At 73.8% G+C, this 22,540-nt stretch carries 18 protein-coding genes; 7 read left to right on the plus strand and 11 right to left on the minus strand.

Going from position 1 to position 22,540, the window contains the following annotated elements; all coding sequences use genetic code 11:
• The coding region (locus ABZW03_RS06560) for an ROK family protein (RefSeq protein WP_355253193.1) at positions 1–339 on the plus strand (339 nt) is incomplete at its 5' end.
• Positions 340–514: 175 nt separating this feature from the next.
• Here the strand turns inward: ABZW03_RS06560 and ABZW03_RS06565 are convergent.
• The 5 genes from ABZW03_RS06565 to ABZW03_RS06585 form a co-directional block, all read right to left on the minus strand.
• Positions 515–1,456: a glycoside hydrolase family 6 protein gene (locus ABZW03_RS06565; RefSeq protein ID WP_355253268.1), complete on the minus strand. Its 942-nt coding sequence runs from the start codon at positions 1,454–1,456 to the stop codon at positions 515–517.
• 47 nt (positions 1,457–1,503) lie between these two features.
• Positions 1,504–3,795, minus strand: a complete 2,292-nt coding sequence (locus ABZW03_RS06570; protein WP_355253271.1) for a glycoside hydrolase family 3 N-terminal domain-containing protein — start codon at positions 3,793–3,795, stop codon at positions 1,504–1,506.
• A gap of 86 nt (positions 3,796–3,881) precedes the next feature.
• On the minus strand, positions 3,882–4,700 hold the full coding sequence (locus ABZW03_RS06575) for a carbohydrate ABC transporter permease (RefSeq protein WP_355253196.1): 819 nt from the start codon (positions 4,698–4,700) through the stop codon (positions 3,882–3,884).
• Positions 4,700–5,596: a sugar ABC transporter permease gene (locus ABZW03_RS06580; RefSeq protein ID WP_355253199.1), complete on the minus strand. Its 897-nt coding sequence runs from the start codon at positions 5,594–5,596 to the stop codon at positions 4,700–4,702. The genes ABZW03_RS06575 and ABZW03_RS06580 overlap by 1 nt, the downstream gene beginning before the upstream one ends.
• Positions 5,593–6,885 (minus strand): extracellular solute-binding protein, encoded by a 1,293-nt coding sequence (locus ABZW03_RS06585; RefSeq protein WP_355253202.1) that lies wholly within the window; start codon positions 6,883–6,885, stop codon positions 5,593–5,595. Before ABZW03_RS06585 ends, ABZW03_RS06580 begins: the two co-directional genes overlap by 4 nt.
• Before the next feature lie 180 nt (positions 6,886–7,065).
• Between ABZW03_RS06585 and ABZW03_RS06590 the strand changes: the two genes are divergently transcribed.
• Together ABZW03_RS06590 and ABZW03_RS06595 are read left to right on the plus strand one after the other, a co-directional pair.
• Positions 7,066–8,073: a LacI family DNA-binding transcriptional regulator gene (locus tag ABZW03_RS06590; protein WP_355253205.1), complete on the plus strand. Its 1,008-nt coding sequence runs from the start codon at positions 7,066–7,068 to the stop codon at positions 8,071–8,073.
• A gap of 230 nt (positions 8,074–8,303) precedes the next feature.
• A complete protein-coding gene (locus ABZW03_RS06595; RefSeq protein ID WP_355253274.1) occupies positions 8,304–9,764 on the plus strand; it encodes an endo-1,4-beta-xylanase in 1,461 nt (486 codons plus the stop codon).
• Positions 9,765–10,060: 296 nt separating this feature from the next.
• Here ABZW03_RS06595 and ABZW03_RS06600 read toward each other — a convergent pair whose 3' ends face one another.
• Positions 10,061–10,966 (minus strand): alpha/beta hydrolase, encoded by a 906-nt coding sequence (locus ABZW03_RS06600; RefSeq protein WP_355253208.1) that lies wholly within the window; start codon positions 10,964–10,966, stop codon positions 10,061–10,063.
• A 163-nt stretch (positions 10,967–11,129) separates the two neighbouring features.
• Here ABZW03_RS06600 and ABZW03_RS06605 point away from each other — a divergent pair, with 163 nt between their 5' ends.
• The 4 genes from ABZW03_RS06605 (at position 11,130) to ABZW03_RS06620 (ending at position 16,929) form a co-directional block, all read left to right on the plus strand.
• Positions 11,130–12,059, plus strand: a complete 930-nt coding sequence (locus tag ABZW03_RS06605) for a helix-turn-helix transcriptional regulator (RefSeq protein ID WP_355253211.1) — start codon at positions 11,130–11,132, stop codon at positions 12,057–12,059.
• Between the two features lie 396 nt (positions 12,060–12,455).
• Positions 12,456–13,190, plus strand: a complete 735-nt coding sequence (locus ABZW03_RS06610; RefSeq protein WP_355253212.1) for a FadR/GntR family transcriptional regulator — start codon at positions 12,456–12,458, stop codon at positions 13,188–13,190.
• A 99-nt stretch (positions 13,191–13,289) separates the two neighbouring features.
• Positions 13,290–14,168, plus strand: a complete 879-nt coding sequence (locus ABZW03_RS06615; RefSeq protein ID WP_355253215.1) for an amidohydrolase family protein — start codon at positions 13,290–13,292, stop codon at positions 14,166–14,168.
• A gap of 280 nt (positions 14,169–14,448) precedes the next feature.
• Positions 14,449–16,929, plus strand: coding sequence for a glycoside hydrolase family 95 protein (locus tag ABZW03_RS06620; RefSeq protein ID WP_355253218.1), 2,481 nt, complete (start codon positions 14,449–14,451; stop codon positions 16,927–16,929).
• Positions 16,930–16,953: 24 nt separating this feature from the next.
• Here ABZW03_RS06620 and ABZW03_RS06625 read toward each other — a convergent pair whose 3' ends face one another.
• From ABZW03_RS06625 to ABZW03_RS06645, 5 genes are all read right to left on the minus strand, one after another.
• Positions 16,954–17,448: a universal stress protein gene (locus ABZW03_RS06625; protein WP_355253221.1), complete on the minus strand. Its 495-nt coding sequence runs from the start codon at positions 17,446–17,448 to the stop codon at positions 16,954–16,956.
• 84 nt (positions 17,449–17,532) lie between these two features.
• Positions 17,533–18,789, minus strand: coding sequence for an arsenic transporter (locus ABZW03_RS06630; RefSeq protein WP_355253277.1), 1,257 nt, complete (start codon positions 18,787–18,789; stop codon positions 17,533–17,535).
• A gap of 279 nt (positions 18,790–19,068) precedes the next feature.
• Positions 19,069–20,502, minus strand: a complete 1,434-nt coding sequence (locus ABZW03_RS06635) for a GH1 family beta-glucosidase (RefSeq protein WP_355253223.1) — start codon at positions 20,500–20,502, stop codon at positions 19,069–19,071.
• Positions 20,503–20,553: 51 nt separating this feature from the next.
• Positions 20,554–21,426, minus strand: a complete 873-nt coding sequence (locus ABZW03_RS06640; RefSeq protein ID WP_355253226.1) for a carbohydrate ABC transporter permease — start codon at positions 21,424–21,426, stop codon at positions 20,554–20,556.
• Between the two features lie 3 nt (positions 21,427–21,429).
• On the minus strand, positions 21,430–22,467 hold the full coding sequence (locus ABZW03_RS06645; protein WP_355253229.1) for a sugar ABC transporter permease: 1,038 nt from the start codon (positions 22,465–22,467) through the stop codon (positions 21,430–21,432).
• Between the last annotated feature and the right edge of the window lie 73 nt (positions 22,468–22,540).

Consider the following 22,540-nt stretch of genomic DNA (forward strand, 5'->3'; position numbering starts at 1 on the left):
GGCGACCCGGTCGCCCTGCTGGCCGAGCGGGCGGGCGCCGGGCACCCGCCGACCCTGGCGGCGCTGGACCGCGCCGGCCGGGCCCTGGGCCTCGCCCTCGCGTCCGCCGTCGACCTGATCGACCCGGACGGCCTGGTCCTCGGCGGCACCTACGCCGAACTGGCCGAGTGGCTGCTGCCGTCCGTCCGCGCCGAACTGGCCGACCGGATCACCGTCCGGCCCTGGGCGGCGGAGGCGCTGCGCCCGTCCGCGCTGGGCCGGCGCGGGCCGGTGCTGGGCGCGGCGCAGACCACGGTCCGCCGGATCATGGCGGACCCCACCCTGCTCCCGGCGGGGTGACGCGGGTCCGGTGCGCGGGGCCCGGGGTGCCCGGGCCGGTCGTGTCCCCCCTCCCAGTCGCTCGTGACCGGCCGCCGGCGAGGACGTCTCCGGCGGCCGGCCACGGGCGGAGCCCCGCCGCGGGTGACCGCGGCGGGGCTGTCTTCGGGGCCTGTCCTGCTCTATCGGTCCACGGTCAGTAGCCGTAGATCATCTTGTACGCGACCTCGGGCAGGAACTGCCCGGCGGTCGACCCCGCGCCGACGCCGCAGTTGCCGTCGGACTCGCCGGGCACCTTGATCCACAGCAGCCCCTCGGCGCCGCCGCCCCAGGTCGACGCCGTCCCGATCCTGCGTCCGGCCGGGTTGCACCACGCGCCGTTGGACCCGTTGCCGTTGCGGCTGGTGTCGACGACGAACGGCTTGGTGAAGCCCTTCGTCGACCGCAGGGCCGCGTTGACCGCGCTGCCGTAGGCGAGGTTCTCCCCGGTGGTGAGGTAGTTCGACACGTTCAGGGAGAAGCCGTGGGCACCGGCCACCCCCGCCGCGGCCAGGTGCCGGGCCATCGTGTCGGCGCTCAGCCAGGCCGGGTTGCCGGCGTCCAGGTAGACCCAGGCGTTCGGCGCCTTGGAGTTGAACTGCGCGATGGCGTCGGTCAGCAGCCCGTTGCGCTCCGAGATCTGCGCCGGGCTCATGCAGCTCTCGTCGCCGAGCGAGTCGGGTTCGAGGACGACCACCGCGGGCCGGTTGCCGATGCCGGCGGCGAAGGCGGCGATCCAGGCCCGGTAGTCCGCGGCGCTGCCGGCCCCGCCGCCGGACTGGCCGGCGCAGATGTCCCGGTTGGGGATGTTGTACGCCACCAGGATCGGCGTCTTCCCGGCGGCGGCCGCCGCGCCGGTGTAGGAGCCGGTCGCGGCCCCGATGGCGCCGCTCCAGTTGCCGAACCAGCGTCCCGTCGGCACGTCGGCGATCGACGCCTGGATCGCGGCGGCGCGGCCGTCGCCGCGGTTGGCGTCGACCCACCGCCGCGCGCTGGAGTCGGGGTCGGTGTAGAAGCCGTTGGCCGCCAGGGCGGGGCCGGCGGCGTGGGCGGTCCCGGGGTGGAGCGCGAGCAGGGCGGCGGTCAGCACGGGGGCCATGAGCAGGGACGGTCGGCGGCTCGATCGGCGCATCGGGGATTCCTCCGCTACGGGGTGGGGGTGGGCGGGAGCTCCTGAACGGTGACGGTCGGGTGGAGTCGGCGGGTGTGGTCGAGCGGGCGCACCGGACCGGTCAGGCGCAGCGGCACGGTGAAGCGCGCGTCGGTGCTGGAGGCGGAGATCCGCAGCTCCAGCGCCCCGGGTTCGACGGTCCGCCGGCCGTCGCGCCCGGTGAAGGAGGCCAGGTCGGCCGGGAGGGTCAGCTCCACCCGGCAGCCGGCGCCGGCGCCCAGCGGGATCCGCCGGTAGCCGACCAGCCGCTGCACCGGCTGCACCACGGTGGCCACCGGGTCGTGCAGGTAGAACTGCACCACCTCGGCCCCCGTCCGCGCACCGGTGTTGCGCAGGTCGAAGGCGAGCCGGAACTCGCCGTCGGTGCCGGCCTCGGCCATGGCCACGTCGAGCCCGGACCACGCGAACTCGCTGTAGCCGAGGCCGTGTCCGAAGCCGAAGGCGGGGGTCGGGTCGGCGCTGGAGACCTCGCCGGCCTGGGCCAGCCGCGCGGCCAGGTAGGTGGACGGCTGGACCCCGGGGTGCCCGGGCACGGAGACCGGCAGCCGGCCGGACGGGTTGACCCGCCCGCTGAGCACGCCCGCGAGGGCCCGGGTGCCCTCCTCGCCGGGGAAGAAGCACTGGACGATCGCCGCCGCCTCGGTGACCGCGCGCCCGAGCGCGTACGGCCGCCCGGCCAGCAGGGCGAGCACCACCGGCGTCCCGGCGTCCAGCAGGGCGTCCAGCAGCTCCCGCTGCCGGCCCGGCAGGTCGAGCGAGGCGGCGTCGCAGCCCTCGCCGCTGGTGCCGCGGCCGAAGAGCCCGGCCCGGTCGCCGAGGACGAGCACCACGACGTCGGCCCACCGGGCGGTCCGCACCGCCTCGGCGATGCCGTCGGTGTCCTCGCCGTCGACCGTCACGCCGCGCACCGTGCGCAGCTCGCCGCCGGGGAACTCGGCCGCCAACGCCTCGCGCACGGTGGGGAGTTCGATGCCGAGCGGGGTCTTCGGGTGCTGGGTGCCGACGTGCACGGGGAAGGAGTAGCAGCCGAGCACGGCGGTGGGCTCGTCGGCGTTCGGGCCGATCAGCGCGATCCGGGCGGGGCCGCCCAGCGGCAGCACGCCGTCGTTGCGCAGCAGCACCACGGCCTGCTCGGCGATCTCGGCGGCGAGCGCGCGGTTGGCGGGCGGGTCGAGGTCGACCAGGCCGCGCAGTTCCTCGGGTTCGACCGGGTCGGTGCCGGCGAGGGCGGCGGGCACCGGGCTCCAGTCCGGGTCCAGCAGCCCCAGCTGGATCTTCTGCGTCAGGACGCGGCGCAGCGCCCGGTCGACCAGCTCCTCGGGCAGGGCGCCGGCCTCGACCGCGTCGAGCAGCGGCTGCCCGAAGGTCTTCACGGTCGGCAGTTCGACGTCGATGCCGCTGGTCAGGGCGAGCCGGGCGGCGTCGGACCAGTCCTCGGCCACGCCGTGCAGGGCGTGCAGGAAGGCGATGCCGAAGTAGTCGGCGACGACCGTGCCGGTGAATCCCCAGGCGTCCCGGAGCAGACCGGTCAGCAGGGCCTCGTCGGCGGAGGAGGGCAGCCCGTCGGTGTCGGTGTAGGCGGGCATCACTGAGCGGGGCCGGCCCTCGCGGACGGTCATCTCGAAGGGCGGCAGGATGACGTCGGCGCGCTCGCGCGGGCCCATCGAGACGGGGGCGAGGTTGCGCCCGGCCCGGGAGGCCGAGTACCCGGCGAAGTGCTTGAGGGTGGCGACGATCCCGGCGGCCTCCAGGCCCTGGACGTAGGCGGTGGCGACGGTGCCGACCAGGTACGGGTCCTCGCCGATGGTCTCCTCGACCCGCCCCCAGCGGGCGTCGCGGACCACGTCGAGCACCGGCGCGAGGCCCTGGTGCACCCCGACGGACCGCAGGTCGCGCCCGATGGCGCCGGCCATCGTCCGGACCAGCTCGGGGTTGAAGGTGGCCCCCCAGGACAGCGGCACGGGGTAGGCGGTGGCACCCCAGGCGGCGAAGCCGGCCAGGCACTCCTCGTGGGCCAGCGCCGGGATGCCGAAGCGGTTGGCGGCGGTGATCCGCTGCTGGCTGCGCAGCACCGAGAGCGCGCCGAGCGCCGGGTCGACCGGTGCGGTGCCGAACGGCCGGGTCAACTGGCCGAGCCCGTACGGCAGCAGGGTGTCGAGGTCGGGTGGCTGCTCCATCTCGTGCTGGTGCGGGGCGACTTCGTCGCCCGAGTCGCCGGCGCCCACCCAGACGCCGACCAGTTGGGCGGTCTTCTCCCGCAGGGTCATCGCGGCGATCAGGGCGTCCGCCCTGGCCTCCGGGGTGAGCGTGGTGTCCCGCCAGGCGGGCGCGGGCGCGGGGTCGCGGTGGTCGTTCACTTTCCTCCCACACCCATCAGGCCCTGGACCAGGGCGCGACGGGCGAACAGGTAGACGGCGAGTACGGGGAGCACGGACAGCACCACGGCGCTGAGCAGTCCGGGCACGTCCACGCCGTGCTCGGTCTGGAACTCGTACAGGCCGAGGGTCATGACCTTGGTGGTGTCGGACTGGGTGAGGATCAGCGGGAAGAGGAAGCCGTTCCAGGCCTGGAGCGCGGCGAAGACCACGATCGAGGACAGGCCGCCCTTGGAGAGCGGCAGGACCAGCTGCCGGAACACCCGGGCCGGGGAGGCGCCGTCCATCGTCATCGCCTCGTACAGCTCGGGCGTGATGTCGCGCATCGCGCCGGTCAGCACCAGGGTGCAGACCGGCAGGCAGAAGGCGGCGGTCGGCAGGATGACGCCGATCAGGTGGTCGTACAGGCCGCTCTTGCTGATCAGGTAGAACATCGGCACGATCACCGCCTGGGCGGGGATCGCCAGGCCGAGCAGGAACATCCGGAACACCCAGCCGGTGGCCCGGCCGGGGGCGCGCACGATGGCGTAGGCGAGCGGCGGGACGACCAGCAGCACGATGGCGACCACGCTGACGGTGACGATCAGGGTGTTGAGGAAGTCCTGGCCGAAGCCGTTCGACAGGTCGGCCAGGTAGTTGTCCAGGGTCCACTGCGCGGGAGGCTTCAGCGGGCCCTCGGTGGAGTAGTCGGCGCGGGTGCGGAAGGTGGCGATCAGCAGCACGTACAGCGGCAGGCCGACCAGCAGCAGCCACACCAGGGAGCCGAACCCGGCCAGGACGTTGGGGCGACGGCGCATCAGAGGCCCTCCGCCGTCCCGCGCATCCGGTCGTAGCCGGAGAGCCGGACCACCGCGAGCGAGATCAGGGTGGCGACCACGACGAGGACCAGGGCGATGGCCGAGCCCGCGCCGAAGTCGAAGCTCTTGAAGGCCTTCTGGTACATGTGGTAAGCGGTGACGGTGGTGTCGGTGCCGGGGCCGCCCTGGGTGAGGATCAGCACCGTGTCGAAGGTGGTCAGCCCGCCGACCACCATCAGGATCACCGAGGTGATGATCGTGTTGCGCAGCTGCGGCAGGGTGATGTGGAAGAACTGCCGCACCCGGCCGGCCCCGTCGACGGCCGCCGCCTGGTAGAGCACCTGCGGGACGGCCCGGGCGCCGCCCTGGTAGAGCAGCGCGTGCAGCGGCGTGAACTGCCACATGCCGACGAAGGTCAGCACCCCGATCGCGCCGCTCCGGCTGCCGAGCAGGTTGCCGTCGCCGAACAGCCAGGGGAGTTCGGCCGGCACGCCGAAGTTGGGGTCGAGGACGGCCCGCCACACCACCGAGACGGCGGTCGCCGACAGCAGCAGCGGCACGAAGTAGATCGCCGAGAGCACGGCCCGGTTGCGCTGCTGCCCGGCGGCCCAGACGCCGAGCAGGATGCTGATCGGCGTCTGCGTCACCACGCCGAGCGCGGTGAGCAGCAGGGTGGTCCAGACGGACTGGAGCATCACCGGGTCGTCGAGGAGGCCGGCCCAGTTGTCCAGGCCGTTGAACCGCGGCTCGCCGATCCCGTCCCAGCTGGTGAAGGAGAGCACGACGACCAGCAGCAGCGGCACGATCGCGAACAGCAGGAAGAACACGCCCGCGGGCACCGCCCAGACGAAGCCCGGGCGGGTCGCCCCCGCGCCGGACCGCGTGCCGCGCGTCATGAGGCCGGCAAGGCCTGCATGGCCTTGATGAAGCCGTCGGCGTCGATCCTGCCGTCGAAGAACTGCTGGACGGCGGTGTGGAGCGGGGTCATGGCGCTCGGCGGGTAGGCCTGGTCCCAGGAGAGCTGGAACGAGGGCGCGGCCTTGACCAGCTCGTACTGGTCCTTGGAGTAGCCGGGGCTGGCCGAGAGGTGGAGGAAGTCGGCGGTGCCGGTGGTGGTCGGCAGGTTGCCGATGGCGAGCTGCGCCTTCACGAACTCCTCGGAGTACATCAGCTTCAGGAAGGCCGCGACGGCGTCCGGGTGCTTGGTCTTCTTCAGCACGGAGTAGAAGTTGTTGGTGTTGCCGACGACGTCCGCCGGATCGCCCTTGCCGCCGGTCACGGCCGGGAAGGGGGAGTAGCCGAGGCCGGAGGCGGCGAAGTCGGGGTTGGCGTCCTGCTGCGTGGAGTAGTACCAGGAGCCCATCAGCTCGAAGGCGGCCTTGCCCTTGGCGACCAGGGCCGGGGAGCCGCCGTCGGTGAACTTCACGGAGTCGGCGTTGCTCCCGAAGGCCCCGGCGTCGACCAGCTGCTTGAGGGCGGCCAGCGCCTTGCGGCTGTCCTCGCTCTCCCAGGCCGACCGGTCGCCGCTCAGCGCGCGCTGGAACAGGCCGGGGCCGGCCACGCGGTCGTAGAGGTACTCGAACCACATCAGGGCGGGCCACCGGTCGCCGCCGCCGAGGGCGATCGGGGTGATCCCCTTGGCCTTCAACGCCCGGGTGGCGTCGAGCAGTTCGTCCCAGGTCTTCGGCGGGGTGAGCCCGGCGTCGCCGAGCACCTTCTTGTTGTGGAACAGCAGCACCGGCTGGGTGCCGCGCATCGGCACGCCGTACGGCTTGCCCTCCACCACCGCGGAGTTGAACACCGAGGGCAAGAAGTTGTCCTTCAGCCCCGGGTCCTTGGCGATGAAGTCGTCCAGCGGGAGCAGCAGGTCCGCCTTGACGAACGGCTGGATGGAGCCGCCGCCCCAGTTGAAGAACACGTCGGGGGCGCGCGGGGTGTTGATGACGGTCTGCAGCTTCTGCTGGTAGTCCGCGCCGGGCACGGTGTCGAGCACCGCCTTGACCTGGGAGGTCCGGTTGAAGGCCTCGACGATCTGCTTCTCGACCTTGTTGGCGGCGTCGCCGTAGACCAGGACGTGGATCGTCCCGGAGCCGGAGTCGGCGGAGCCGCCGCCGGACCCGCACGCCGCTGTCGTTCCCAGGACGAGTGCGGTGGCCGCGGTGATCGCGGCGATTATCGATCGCATACACTGCCTTCTATCGAATGTTTCGAGCGAGTTACCGAATGTTGTGGGAAACCTAGAGCCGTCCTGACCGCCCGTCAAGGGCTGCGGCAGGACCGGACCAACCCCGCGGCGGGCTAGCATCCCTGCCGTACGGTCACCCATGACGGAGTCCGCCCGGCCAGGGCAGTGCAGGAGGAACCCGTGACCAGAGCGGCGACGCTCGCCGAGATCGCGCAGGAGGCCGGGGTCTCCGCGCCGACGGTGTCGAAAGTCCTGAACGGCCGGGCCGATGTCGCCCCGGCCACCCGGGAGCGGGTGGAGGAGCTGCTGCACCGGCACGGCTACCGGCGGCGCGGCGGCGGCCGCCCGGCGAGCCCGCTGCTGGAGCTGGTATTCCACGAGCTGGAGAGCGCCTGGGCGGTGGAGGTGATCCGCGGGGTGGAGAACGCGGTGCGCGAGGAGGGGCTCAGCATCGTGCTCTCCGAGTCGGCCGGCCGGCTCAGCCCCGGCCAGTCCTGGGTCGACGGGGTGCTCGCCCGCCGGCCGACCGGCGTGGTGCTGGTGCTGTCCGACCTGACCCGCTCCCAGCGGGACCAACTGGCCGGCCGCGGCATCCCGTTCGTGGTGATGGACCCGGCCGGCGACCCGGGCCAGGACGTGCCCGCCGTCGGCACCACCAACTGGGACGGCGGCCTCGCCGCCACCCGGCACCTGCTCGACCTCGGCCACCGCCGGATCGGCCTGATCGGCGGCCCGGCCCGGATGATGTGCAGCCGGGCCCGGGCCGACGGCTACCGGGCGGCGCTCGACATGGCGGGCATCCCGTACGACCCGGCCCTGGTCCGCGAGGGCGACTTCCACCACGAGTCCGGACGGCGGGTCGGCCTGGAGCTGCTGACCCTCCCGGACCGGCCGACCGCCGTGTTCGCCGGGAACGACCTGCAGGCGCTCGGACTGTACGAGGCCGCCCGTGAACTGGGGCTGCGCGTCCCGGAGGAGCTCAGCGTGGTCGGCTTCGACGACCTGCCGCTGGCCCGCTGGGTGGGCCCGCCGCTGACCACCGTGCGCCAGCCGCTGACCGAGATGGCCGAGACGGCGGCCCGGCTGGTGATCGACCTCGCCCGCGGGGCGCGGCCCGGCACGCTGCGGGTGGACCTGGCGACCAGTCTGGTCGAGCGCAGCAGCACCGCCCCGCCCGCGAACGGTTGACGGCGCGTCGGACCGGCCCTAAGGTCCCCCGAAGGATCGGCGGGCCGTTCGAAACTTTCGCGGCTCCGGCTCCGGCTCCCGCTCCGGCCCCCTGCGGCCCTGTGGCCTCTGTGTCCCTGTGCCCGTGCCGCCCCTGCGGCTCCGGGCCGGTCCGCAGCCCGCCGTTCCACGCCCCACCGCACGTCCAGCTCTTCGCCACCCCGACAGAGAAAAGGACCACGCCGGTGTCCATCCGCACCTTCCGCACGCCCCGTCCGAGGCGTCCCCGCCGCGTCGTCGGCGCCCTCGCCGTCACCGCCGCGACCGCCCTCGCGTCCGCCGCGACCCTGCTGCCGGCCGGCCAGGCCGGCGCGGCGGGGACCACCCTGCGCTCGCTCGCCGAGGCGAAGGGGATCTACTTCGGTACCGCCATCACCCAGGGCGACCTGAACAACGCCGCCCTCACCGCCGTCGCGGGCAGCCAGTTCGGCATGCTCACCCCCGCCAACGAGATGAAGTGGGACACCGTCGAGCCCTCGCGGGGCAGCTTCAACTACGCCCCCGCCGACCGGCTCGTCTCCTTCGCCCAGGCCCACTCGATGCGGCTGCGCGGCCACACCCTGGTCTGGCACAGCCAGCTGCCGTCCTGGGTCGGCGCCCTGCCCGCCAACCAGGTGCAGGCCGCGATGCGCAACCACATCACCAACGAGGTGGGCCACTACAAGGGCAAGCTCTACGCCTGGGACGTGGTCAACGAGATGTTCAACGAGGACGGCGGCTTCCGCACCGACGCCTTCTACAACGCGATGGGCGTCGGCTTCGTCGCCGACGCGCTGCGCACCGCCCGCGCCGCCGACCCGAACGTCAAGCTGTACCTGAACGACTACAACATCGAGGGCCTGAACGCCAAGAGCGACGCCATGTACAACCTGGTGAAGTCGCTCAAGAGCCAGGGCGTCCCGCTCGACGGGGTCGGCTTCCAGGCCCACTTCGTCCTCGGCCAGGTCCCCTCGTCGCTGAAGGCCAACCTCGAGCGGTTCACCGCCCTGGGCGTCGAGGTCGCCGTCACCGAGCTGGACGACCGCATGCAGCTCCCCGCGAGCAGCACCGCCCTGGCACAGCAGGGACGCGACTACGCCTCGGTGATCACCACCTGCCTGGCCGTGCGCGGCTGCGTGGGCATCACCCAGTGGGGCGTCGGCGACGGCGACTCGTGGATCCCCGGGACCTTCCCCGGCTACGGCGCCGCCACCCTGTACGACAACAACTACCAGGCGAAACCCGCCTACGCGGCCTCGGCCGCCGCCCTCGGCAGCGGGGCCGCCACGCCCACGCCCACGCCGTCCACCCCGGGCCCGACGCCCACGCCCACGCCGTCCACCCCGGGCCCCGCCGTCTCCTGCGCGGTGACCGGATCGGTCAGCAGCTGGGACACCGGTCTGGTCGAGAACCTCACCGTCACCAACACCGGCTCCACCGCCGTCAACGGCTGGAAGCTGGCCTTCGACCTGCCCGCCGGCCAGAGCGTCACCTCCGCCTGGAGCGCCGTGATCGATCCGTCGGCCGGCCGGGTCACCGCCGGGAACGTCGAGTACAACGGGACGATCGCCCCCGGCGCGTCGGCCTCCTTCGGCTTCCAGGCCACCCACACCGGCGACGTCGCGCTGCCCACGGGCTTCAGCCTCGACGGCACGCCCTGCACGACCGCCTGACGCCGCGCAGGCCCTGTCCGGCAGGACCGGCCGGACAGGGCCCGGGTGCACACCACCGGCGCCGGGCCGCGAGTTGCCCAACCTCGGGTCGCTCTCCCGCAGGTCGACGGTCTGGGCACACCAGATCGTCCTGCCGCCGGTGGTGTGCCGGTCAGCCCCCCCGACCTCGCCTCGTGGGGGGCTGCAGACGAGACGAGCGAAACCGGGAGCCGGCGTCGCTGCTGTAGCGGTGGCGGAGACCTGCGCCGTTCTGCTTCACCCTCGGGCCGCTCCGGCGGCCCGAGGGTGACATGGGTTCAGTTCACGTGCTTGTCGAACCAGTCGACCAACTGCTCGGGGTGCTCGGAGAAGTAGTTGTAGCCGTCCCAGCGCCGGGTGCTGCCCTCGATCCAGAACAGCTTCTTGTCGCTCGCGGGGACGGCGTCGAAGATCGCTTGCACGTCGGAGGGCTTGGTCAGTGCGTCGTCGTGCACCTGGGTGATGAAGGTGGGCACCTGGCAGTTCTTGGCGTACTCGATCGGCGACACCTCGTCGATGGTGAAGCTGAGGTTCAGTTCCACCTCCCGGTCGACGGCCTCGAACTGGTCCGCGATCCCCATCGCCTCAAGGTTGCGCTCGACCATCGCGCGCATCGAGATCGGCTGGATGGCGACCAGGGCGTGCACGTCCGCGAAGAGCTCCGGATGCCGGGTCATCGCCATGAACGTGGCGTTGGCGCCCATGCAGCGGCTGAGCAGGCCGAGCTTCATGGCGGCCGCGTCGGGGCGGGATCTGGCGTACCGCAGCGAGCCGGCCACGTCACGGGACTCGAACTGGCCCCAGGTGAAGATGAAGCCGTTGGCGTCGCCGCTCTGGCCGTGGTTGCGGGCGTCGTAGGTCAGCACGTTGTAGCCGGCCTCATGCAGGTGCTGGTACTCCCGCATGTAGTTGACCTCGATGGTGTTGCCGGGGACGAACTGCCACGGAGGCAGGTGCGAGGGGAAGCCGTAGCGGTTCATGGGCATCGGGTGGTTGGCGATGATGAGCTTGTCCGAGCCCGGGCAGGGGATCCACCACGCCTCCAGCGGGGTGCCGTCCAGGGACGGGAACGTGACGTCCTCGTACGCCATCCCGTACTCGTCCGGCGTGTGCAGGATCGGCGCACGCACCGGGCTGCTGAGGCCCTTCGCCAGACCCTTGACCATCTCCGAAATATCCGCCATGACAGTATCTCTTTCTTTTTCGTGGTGAGATCGTCTGGTATTTCTTTCTCCGGCTATAAGAACGTAGCTTTCGGGCTGGGGAGAAGCCACCGGTGAAAGGTGTACTGGCAGGGCACCCCTCCATCCCGGGGTGACTCCGGGATGTCGCCCTAACCTGGAAACCGTGGACAACGCAGCCGAGACCCGGGAGTTTCTGACCTCCCGCCGTGCCAGGATCAGCCCGCAGCAGGTGGGGCTGCCTGCCCATGGCCCCCGTCGGGTGCCGGGACTGCGGCGCGCCGAGGTCGCGCAGCTCGCCGGGGTGAGCGTCGAGTACTACGCGCGGCTGGAGCGCGGTGACCTGTCCGGAGTATCGGGCCAGGTCCTTGATGCCCTCGCTCGGGCGCTGCGGCTGAGTGAGGACGACCGCACCCATCTGGAGGATCTCGCCCGCACCGCCGGTCCGGGACGTCGACGTCGACGCCGGCCCGCCGCCACGGTGCGGCCGAACCTGCAGCACTTGCTGGACTCCATGGCCTGCCCGGCGTTCATCCTGAACGGCCGTGGTGACGTCCTGGCCGCCAACAGCCTCGGCCGTGCCCTGTACGCCCCCATGATCGAAGCCGCCGGGGGCGCCACCCCCAACCACGGCCGGTTCATATTCCTGGACCCCCGCTCCCGCCAGTTCTGGGGCGACTGGGAAAGCGCCGCCGACAACCTGGTCGCCCTCCTGCACGCCCGGGCCGGCCGCGACCCCTACGACAAAGACCTCTCCGACCTCATCGGTGAGCTGTCCACCCGCAGCGACGACTTCCGTACCCGCTGGGCCGGCCACGACGTCCGCCAATACCACCAGGGCGCCAAAGCCATCCACCACCCCGTGGTCGGCACCCTTCACCTCGCGTACGAATCCCTCGACCTGCCCGCCGACGGCCTCATCCTGTTCGCCTACGGCGCCGAGCCGGGCAGCGACTCCGAAGACGCGCTGCGCATCCTGGCCGGCTGGGCTGCCGACCACATCCCCGAGCCGGCCGAGCGCTCCCCCGACAGGACGGGAGGAGTGGGCGGGAACGATCCACCGCATGGTGCCCACAGCTCAGCCGGCCAACGCTGACCGGCGCTGCCCCGGCGACCACCAGCGCGGCGCTGCTGTCGCAACGTGCCTTCGTCCGGACCGACTCGGTCGGGGCGAAGGCGCGTTGGCCTTCGTCCGAGCCAGGGATCTCCAGGCGGATACATGGACTCCGCCGCACCCGGTCAGGAAGGCGACAGGCCCCGACTGCCGAATGCTCGTGGTCAAGACGTCCAGGTTGGGCCTCCGGGCCGCGTTTCCCGTCGGTGGAGGACGGTCCTGGGCCTCGATACATGGGATGGATGTGAGGGGGCACCCGGATTCGTTCTCGTCCGGAGGTGGCTGCGGCCGGTGAACTGCCCGGTGGCGCCGGGCAGTCGTGGAGGGAGTAGGGCTGGGTGTCTTCCGGGACATGGGATCTCCTGCTACGTTGTCGCCGTGTCCCTGACCGACAAAGCCATCGCCCGCATCCGTCGGATGATCCGGGAGGGCGAGCTGCTCCCCGGGTCGAAGCTGCCTCCGGAACAGCAGCTCGCGGCCGAGCTCGGGCTGTCCCGGAACCTGATGCGCGAGGCGGTCAAGTCGCTGGTCGTCGCCCGGGTCCTGGAGATCCGGCGGGGCGACGGCACCTACGTGACCAGCCTGGCCCCCGGCCTGCTGCTGGAAGGGCTCGGCGGCGCGGTCGAACTGCTGCAGGGGGACACCGTCCTGGAACTCACCGAGGTGCGCAGGCTCTTCGAGCCGGCCGCCACCGCGCTGGCCGCCACCCGCATCACCGACGAGGACCTCGCCGAGGTGGAGCGGCACCTGGCGGCGATGCGGGACGCGCGGGACGACGTGGAACTGCTGGTCCAGCACGACGCGGCCTTCCACCGGGCGGTGATCCGGGCCACCCGCAACGAGACCCTGGCCACGCTGCTGGAACACATCTCCGGGCGCACCCTGAGCGCCCGGGCCTGGCGCGGGCTGGCCGACGCCGACGCGGCCGGGCGGACCGTCGCCGAGCACGAGGCGATCCACCGGGCCCTCGTCGCCCGCGACCCGAACCTCGCCCAGGCCGCCGCCCTGCTGCACGTCGACACCACCGAACGCTGGCTGCGCGAGCACCTGGCCGCGGGGGAGCCGGCCCCCGCCGACCCCGGGACGCGGCCGGACCGCGCCCGCACCAGCTGACCCGGCCGACCCGCCTGACCTGCCTGACACGCCTGACCCGCGTGACCTGCCTGACCCGCCTGACCTGCCGTCAACCACGGACCGAGGAGCGATCGCGCGGTGAGAGTCGACGCGCACCACCACGTCTGGGAGCTGGGCCGGCGCCCGCAGACCTGGCTCGACGGGCCGGAGTCGGCCGCCATCCGGCGGGACTTCGGGATGGCCGACCTCGCGCCCCACGCCCGGGCGGCGGGGATCGACCGCACCGTTCTGGTGCAGGTCCTGCCGGACCCGGCGGAGACCCGGGAGTTCCTCGCCCTGGCCGCCGCCGAGCCGTTGATCGCGGGCGTCGTCGGCTGGGCGGACCTCACCGACCCCGGGGCCGCCGACACCCTGGCCCGGCTGCGGCAGGGACCGGGCGGCGAGCGGCTGGTCGGCGTCCGGCACCTCGTCCAGGGCGAGGCCGACCCGGCCTGGCTCGCCCGCCCCGACGTCCGGCGCGGACTGCGCGCGGTCGGCGCCGCCGGTCTCTGCTACGACCTGCTCGTCCTGCCCCACCAACTCCCCGCCGCCATCGGCGCCGTACGCGCCCTGCCGGACCAGCCGTTCGTCCTCGACCACCTCGCCAAGCCGCCGATCGCGCGCGGCGACCTGGAGCCCTGGGCCGGTCGGCTGCGCCAGTTGGCCCGCGAGCCCAACGTCTACTGCAAGCTCTCCGGCCTGGTCACCGAAGCCCGCCGGGACGGCTGGACCGTCGCCGATCTGCGCCCCTACGCCGAGACCGCCCTGGCGGCCTTCGGGCCCGAGCGCGTCATGTTCGGCTCCGACTGGCCGGTCTGCCTGCCGGCCGCCTCGTACCAGCAGGTCGTCGAAGCGGCCGACCGGTTGACCAGCGGCCTGGGGCCGCACGAGCGCGCCCTGGTCTTCGGCGCCACGGCGGCCCGGGTCTACCGCCTGCCCGGGGAGACCGCCTCCGACACCGGCGAGGAGCCGACATGACGGTCCGACTGGCGTACGGCGAGACCGGACTCGACACCGAGGCCGACCCGGCCGTCACCACCGTCGTGGAGCCGCTGCACCACAGACCGTGGCCGTCTCCGCCGGCGACGGCACCCGGCCGCAGCCGCGCCACCCGACGATCCCGGCCCCCTGGCCGAACCGAGGTGCGCCGCCCCTCCGGTCCCCGGCCGCCACGAGGCCGGCGGTACCGCCCCCTGACCCCTTCCGGCCCGTCCACCCGGACGCGGCATCCCGCCCGGACCACGATGGGAAGGCCCCCGTGCCGACGGACACCCGACAGCCCAGCACGGACCGGCTCTGGTACCGGAGCCCCGCCGACGGACCCCTGGAGGCGCTGCCGCTCGGCAACGGCCGGCTCGGCGCCCTGACGTACGGAGGCGTCCGCACCGAGCGGATCGAGCTCAACGCGGACACCCTGTGGTCCGGCGGTCCCGGCCCCCGGGACCGCGCGGGCGCCGCCGAGCACCTCCCCGCCCTGCGCGCGGCGGTGCTGCGCGACCGCGACCACGCCCGGGCCCACGCGATCGCGGCGACCCACTTCCCGGGGCCCGACACCGAGGCGTACCAGCCGCTGGCCGCCCTCCTGCTGACCTTCCCGTCCCGCGGCGAGGAGCACCCCGTCGACTACCGGCGGGCGTTGGACCTCGACCAGGCCGTGCACACCGTGGAGTTCACCGCCGGGGGAGTCCGGTACCGGCGGGAGAGCCTCGTCTCCGCCCCGGCCGGCGTCCTGGCCGTCCGCCTCAGCGCGGACACCCCCGGTGCCCTCTCCTTCCGGGCCGGATTCAGCACGCCGCACCCCGGCGCGGTCACCCGGTCATCCGGCACCGCCGGCCTGGCGATCCACGGCCGTGCCCCCGTGGCCGTCCCGCGCGGGCAGGAGGAGCCCCCGGCGTACCGGCCGGACGAGGGCACGGGCTTCGCGGCCGCGCTCCGCGTGCGCACGGTGAACGGCCGCGTCGGCACCGGCGAAGGCACGGTCGAGGTCGCCGACGCCGACGAGGTGGTGCTGCTGGTCGCCGTCGGCACCGGGTACCGGGACTGGCACCGGCGCCCCGAGGGCCCCGCCGCGGCGCTCGACGAGGCCCGCCGCTGCCTGGACCTGGTCGACGGACAGGGCTGGGACGAGGTGCGGGCCGCCCACCTGGCCGACCACCGGCGGCTCTTCGGCGCGGCCGCGCTCCGGCTCCACGGACCGGAGGAAGCGGCGGCCCGGCCGACCGACGAACGCCTCGCCGCCGCGAACGCGGGCGCCGAGGACCCCGGACTCGCCGCCCTGCTCTTCGCCTACGGCCGCTACCTGCTCATCGCCTCCTCACGGCCCGGCACCCAGCCCGCGAACCTCCAGGGCATCTGGAACAACGAGGTCGCCCCGCCGTGGAACTCCGACTGGACGACGAACATCAACCTCCAGATGAACTACTGGCCCGCCGAGACCACCGGCCTGGCGGAGTGCCACGAACCGCTGCTCGCCCTGGTCGCCGACCTCGCCGAGGCCGGGCGCTCCACCGCGCGGGCCTCCTACGACGCGCCGGGCTGGTGCTGCCACCACAACGTCGACCTCTGGCGGGCCACCAACCCCGTGTCGGGCGACCCGGTCTGGGCCCACTGGCCGATGGCCGGCCCGTGGCTGGCCGCCCACCTGTGGGACCACCACCTCTTCCACGGCGACCGCGCCTTCCTCGCCGAGCGGGCCTACCCGGTCCTGCGCGAGGCCGCCCGGTTCCTCACCCACCTGCTGGTCGAGGACACCGACGGCACCCTGGTGACCTGCCCGTCCACCTCGCCCGAGCACCACTTCCGGCTGCCCGACGGCACCCTGGCCGCCGTCGACGCCGGCTGCGCCCTGGACCACTGGCTCGCCGCCGAACTGCTCGACAACACCGTCGCCGCGGCCCGCGAGCTCGGGGTCGACCAGGAGTTCGCGGCGCAGCTGGCCCGCACCCGCGCCCGGCTGCGCCCGCCGTCCCTCGGCGCCGACGGCCGCCTGCTGGAGTGGCGGGAGGACCTCCCCGAGGAGGACCCGGGCCACCGCCACCTCTCCCACCTCTACGGCCTCTACCCGGGCAGCGCCGTCGACCCGCTCGGCGACCCCACCTACCTCGACCCGGTCCGCCGCGCCCTGGACCGCCGACTGGAACACGGTGGCGGCGGCACCGGCTGGAGCCTCGCCTGGGTTGCCGCGCTCGCCGCCCGGCTGGGCGACGGCGCCCTCGCCGGACAGGCCGTCGAGCGCCTGCTCGCCACCTCGATAGCCCCCAACCTCTTCGACCTGCACCCGCCGCGGCTCTTCCAGATCGACGGCAACTTCGGCGTCACCGCCGCCATCGCCGAGGCGCTGCTCCAGAGCCACAACGGCGTCCTGCGGCTGCTGCCCGCCCTGCCCCCGGCCTGGCCCTCCGGCGACGTCCACGGTCTGCGCGCCCGGGGCGGGCTCACCGTCGGCCTGAGCTGGCGCCGGGGCCTGCTGACCGGGGCCGAGCTGCGGGCGGCCCGGGACACCGAGGTGGACCTGTGCCTGCCCGAGCGTGACGGTCGGCCCGTCCTGACCGACCACGAGGGCCGGCTGGTCGCGGCCGTCCCTGTTCCTGGCGCCGTCCCCGTCCCCGCCGCCGGCCCCGTCCCCGCCCCCGTCCCCGCCCCCGCCGCCGACCCCGGTGACGCGCGGCGCTTCCGGGTCCGCCTGTCGGCGGGCGGCCGGTACCGGATCGCGTACCCGGAGCCGGACCTCGGGCACTGAACGGGGGCTCGGGAGGGGCCGCCGCTACCGTCGCCCGGGTGGCGGCGGGGGCGGGATCGTCGCGGTGTCCGGTGCGGGTTCCGGCCAGACCAGCAGCACGGGACAGGGCGCGTGGTCGACGACGAAGCGGCTCGCGGGGCCGAGGCTGTGCGGCCCGAGCCGGGTGCGGTCGCCGTCGCGCGCGAGGACGAGCAGCTCGGCGCCCTCGGCCGCGGCGACGACCTCGCGCTCGACGCGGCCGGTGCGCTCCACGCGGGCGCAGGGCCGGCCGAGGCGGTCGGCCGCGGCGGCCAGGAGGTGCTGGGCGGAGGCCGCCGCCAGCGTCTCCACCCGGGTGCCGGGGTCCCGCTCGCGGTGGCCGCGGCCGAGCAGCCCGGCGAACGCGCCGTGCGCGACGCCCGGCACCTCCTGGCCGCTGACGTGGAGCAGGACGGTCTCCGCGCCCTGCGGTGCGTGCGCGCGGGCGGCGTCCACGCAGGCGGGCCAGGTGCCTTCGGTGATCCAGACGACGACGGTCACGGGCGCATCCTCCTCATGGTCCTGGTGCTCCGCAGGGCCTTCAGGCCCTCGTGGCCCTCGTGGCCTGTGCGGCGCTCGTGCCGCTCAGACCCCGATGAGCCGGAGCGATCCCCACAGTGCCACCACGGCCAGCCCCAGGGCGGCGGGCACGACGAGCAGGCCGAGCCGGGTGAACTCGCCCAGGCCGATGTCGGTGTCGTGCTCGCGGACGATGCGCCGCCACAGCAGGGTGGCCAGCGAGCCGGCGTAGGTGAGGTTGGGGCCGATGTTCACCCCGAGCAGCACCGCCAGGACCGCCCCGGCGCCGGACGGGACGGCCAACGGCAGCAGGACGAGGGTGGCGGGCAGGTTGTTGATGACGTTCGCCAGCACCGCGGCCAGCGCCGCCGTGCCGAGCAGTGCGGGCAGCGACTCACCGTGCGGGACGAGGTGGCCGAGCGCGGAGGCCAGCCCGTTGTCGACGACGGCCCGGACCACGAGGCCGAGCGCCAGCACGAAGGCCAGGAACGGCACGGCGGCCGAGCGCACGATCGCCACCGGGGTGGTGGTGCGCCGGACCAGGGCCCGGACGGCGAGCGCGAGCGCGCCGGCCAGCGCCGCCCAGGCCGGATCGACGCCGACGACCGAGGTCAGGACGAATCCGGCGAGCGTGCAGGCGACGGTGACGAGCGCGAACAGCGGCATCTCCGGGGCCGTCACCTCGCCCGCGGCGGGGGCGCCCGCGTCCAGGTCGGCGGCGAAGAACCGGCGCAGCACCACGTACTCGACGGCGACGGCCACCAGCCAGGGCAGCGCCATCAGCGCGGCGAACCGGGTGAAGCTCAGCCCGCTGGCGGAGAAGGCCAGCAGGTTGGTGAGGTTGGAGACCGGCAGCAGCAGCGAGGCGGTGTTCGACAGGTGGGTGCAGGCGTAGACGTGCGGCTTCGGCCGGGCGCCGAGCCGGGCCGCGGTGACGAACACCACCGGCGTCAGCAGCACCACGGTGGCGTCCAGGCTGAGCACCGCCGTGACCACCGAGGCGACCACGAACACCTGGGCCAGCAGCCGCCGCGGGCTCCCGGCGGACGTCCGGGCCATCCACGCCCCGCAGGCGCGGAACAGTCCTTCGTCGTCGCACAGTTGCGCCAGCACCAGGACGGCGGCGAGGAAGCCGATCACCGGCCCGAGCCGTTCCGCCTCGGCTGCCGCGTGCGCCGGCGAGATCGCGCCGGTGGCGACCACCAGCCCGGCGGCGGGGACCGCGACCACGGCCTCCGGCCAGCCCCACGGCCGTACCACCGCGCAGACCAACACCAGCGCCAGCAATCCGATGGACAGTGCTTCCGCGAACGACGTACTCAGGGGTCTGCTCCTTGCAGGCGACGGTGACACCATGCGCCATCGAACCGGAAACACCAGGTCACGGCGGTTCGGCGCGGGCCAACGGTACGCGGTGCCCACCCGGTGGGCGCAAGGGCGCTCCGCGGGGACGGCCGGCTCGGCCCTTTCGCCTCTGGTGGACGCACCCCCGACCGGGCCGTCGGTGACGGACCGGTCGGGGGTGCCACCGCCGGCGGCCCGCCCCGGTCGACCCGCCCGCTCGGGCCCGGCCGCCCGGAGGGCTACGGTGCGACCGGCGGGCTACGGTGCGACCGGCGGGTGCAGCTCGCCGGTGCGGGCCACCCGGGCGTACCAGCCGGCGCTGGACTTGGGGGTGCGGGTCTGGGTGGGGAAGTCGACGTGGACCAGGCCGAAGCGCTTGGCGTAGCCGTACGCCCACTCGAAGTTGTCCAGCAGGGACCAGGTGAAGTAGCCGCGCACGTCCGCGCCGTCGGCCCGGGCCCGGTGGACCGCCGCCAGGTGGGCGTGGATGTAGGCGGCGCGCTCCGGGTCGTCGAAGGCGCCGTCGGCGTCGGGCTCGTCCACGTACGCCGCGCCGTTCTCGGTGACCATCAGCGGCAGGTCCGGGTGGCGCCGGGCGAGGTCGGTCAGCAGCTGGTGCAGGCCGGAGGGGTCGACGGCCCAGCCCATCGCGGTCCGCTCGCCCGGGGCCCGGTGGAAGCCGACCCGGTCCGCGCCCGGCCAGGGCGACGCCGTACCGCCGCCGTGGCCGTCCTCGCGGGCCGGGGTGGCGCCCTCGGCGGTCGCGGAGACGACGGTGGGCGTGTAGTAGTTGACGCCCAGCCAGTCCAGCGGCTGGTGGATCTCCTTCGGGTCGCCGTCCCGGACGAAGGACCAGTCGGTGAGGTGGGCCGTGTCGGCCAGCAGGTCCTCCGGGTAGAAGCCCTCCAACATCGGGCCCAGGAAGACCCGGTTGCCGACGGCGTCGATCCGGCGCGCGGCGTCCCGGTCGGCGGCGGACGGGGTGAGCGGCCGCACCGCGTGCAGGTTGAGCGCGACGGACAGCCGGGCGGCGCCGGGCAGCACGCCGCGCAGCGCCGTGACGGCCAGGCCGTGGCCGAGGTTGAGGTGGTGGGCGGCCCGCAGCGCGGCCACCGGGTCGGTGCGGCCGGGGGCGTGGACGCCGGAGCCGTAACCGAGGAAGGCGCTGCACCAGGGCTCGTTGAGGGTGGTCCAGTGGCCGACCCGGTCGCCGAGCGCCTCGCCCACCAGCGCGGCGTACTCGGCGAACCGCTCGGCGGTGGCGCGCTCGGGCCATCCGCCGGCCGACTCCAGCTCCTGCGGCAGGTCCCAGTGGTAGAGGGTGGCGACGGGAGTGATCCCGGCGGCCAGCAGCTCGTCGGCGAGGCGGCGGTAGAAGTCCAGGCCCAGCTGGACGCCCGGGCCGTGGCCGGTGGGCTGGACGCGCGGCCAGGCGACGGAGAAGCGGTAGGCGGTCAGCCCGAGTTCGGCCATCAGCCGGACGTCCTCGCGGAACCGGTGGTAGTGGTCGACCGCGACCTCGCCGGTGTGGCCCTGGAAGACCTTGCCCGGGGTGCGGCAGAAGGTGTCCCAGATCGAGGCGGTGCGGCCGTCCTCGGCGGCGGCGCCCTCGACCTGGTACGCGGAGGTGGCCGCGCCCCAGAGGAAGCCGGCCGGGAACCGGGGCAGCTCGGTGGAGGGGGGAAAGGACATGGGAAGCTCCCGAAGGTGGGGGTTCGGTCCTCGGAGGAGGGTGCCGAGGGCTCAGTTCTTGACGGCGCCGGCGGTGATGCCGCCCACGATGTGTTTGCCCAGCAGCGCGAAGACCAGGAGCAGCGGCACCGTGGAGATGAGCGCGCCGGTCAGCACGATCGCCTGGTCGACGCTGTGGTTGCCCGAGCCGAGGCCGGCGAGGGCGACCTGGAGGGTGGGGTTGCCGTCCGGGGTGAGGGCGATGAAGGGCCAGAAGAAGTCGTTCCAGGACTGCACGAAGACCAGCATCCCGAGCACGGCCATGGCGGGCCGCGCCACCGGGAACACCACGTGCCAGACGATCCGCAGGCTGTGCGCGCCGTCCATCCGGGCGGCCTCGACCAGCTCCACCGGCAGGGCCTCGACCAGGTACTGCCGCATGAAGAAGACGCCGAACGCGGCGACCAGCGAGGGCAGCACCACCGACTGCAGCTGGTCCGCCCAGCCCAGGTCCGTGATGATCTGGTACAGCGGGATGACGCTGAGCTGCGGGGGGACGGTCATGGTGGCGACGACCACGGCCAGCAGCACGTTGCGGCCCCGGAAGGGCAGCTTGGCGAAGGCGAACCCGGCCAGGGTGGCGAACAGCACGGTGGACAGCGCCACCAGGCCGGCCACCACCGTGGTGTTGACCAGCGCCCGGCCCATGTCGACCTGGTTCCAGGCGAAGGCCAGGTTGTCGAACAGGTGCGGGCCCGGCAGCAGCGGCGCCGGTGCCTCGACCACCCGCTCGCCCGTGTGCGAGGCGGCGACCACGTTCCAGTACAGCGGGAAGAGCGAGACCAGGGCGGCGAGTCCGAGCAGGACGTAGGTCAGCGGGCCGGCGTGGTGCTGGCGCCCGGCGGACGGACGCCACCGGGGACGGGTGGCGGATGCGGTGCTCACGGTTCAGCCCCTCCTACGGCGGACACGGGCGAGGAGTGCCTGCACGGCACCCACGGACAGCAGGAGCAGCAGCATCACCCAGGCGATCGCGGACGCCTGGCCGAGCGCGCCGGTCACCCAGCCCTTCTCGTACATGAGCAGGCTGAGCGTCTGGAACTGGTTGCCGCTGCCGCCGCTGACCCCCAGGCTGCCGCCGAACAGCATGGGCTCGCCGAAGAGTTGGGTGGCGCCGATGGTGGACACCACGATGGTGAACAGGATGGTCGGGCGGATCGACGGGATCGTGACGCTGAGGAACTGGCGGGCCCGGGAGGCTCCGTCGAGCGCCGCCGCCTCGTACAGGTCCTGCGGGACGGCCTGCATCGCGGCGAGGTAGATCAGGGCGTTGTAGCCCGTCCAGCGCCAGGTGACGATCACCGAGATGGCGACCTGCGCGGGCCATTTGGAGGACTCCCAGTCCACCGGGTGGAAGCCCGCCCAGCCGAGCACGGTGTTGATCAGCCCGTAGTCGCTGTTGAACAGCTGGGCGAAGACCAGCGTGGCGGCGGCGATCGAGGTCGCGTACGGCGCCAGCACCGCGACCCGCAGGAAGCCCCGGCCGCGCATCCGGTAGTTGAGCAGGTGGGCCAGGCCGAGCGCGAGCAGCAGCTGCGGCACGGTCGAGATCACGCCGATGGTGAAGGTGTTGCCGAGGGCGTTCCAGAAGAAGTCGCTGTCCCACAGGGCGGTGTAGTTGCGCAGACCGAGCCACTGGGCCTCGCCGCCGAGCTCGACCCGGTGCAGGGAGAGCCAGCCGGTGTAGACCAGCGGGAAGAGGCCGAAGGCGGCGAAGCAGAGGAAGAACGGCGCGATGAAGACGTACGGCGCCGCCTTCATGTCCCAGCGGTACAGGCCGAGGCGCTGACCGCGGCCGAGGCGTCGACCGGGGCCGGGTGGGCGGTTCGTGGACGGGCCGCTCCCGGAGGGGCGGGGGCCGCCGGCGCGGGCGGGGGCGGACGGGAGCGGGGTGCCGTCGGCCGCCCCCCGGACGGGGGTGGACACGGGAAGTCCTTCCGGTCGGTGGGAGAGGGCGGATCGAGGGGGCGGGCCGCCGGGTGCCCGGCGCGCCCTGGGT

Origin of the sequence: Kitasatospora sp. NPDC004799 (assembly GCF_040609095.1) — a bacterium.
Classification (GTDB): domain Bacteria; phylum Actinomycetota; class Actinomycetes; order Streptomycetales; family Streptomycetaceae; genus Kitasatospora.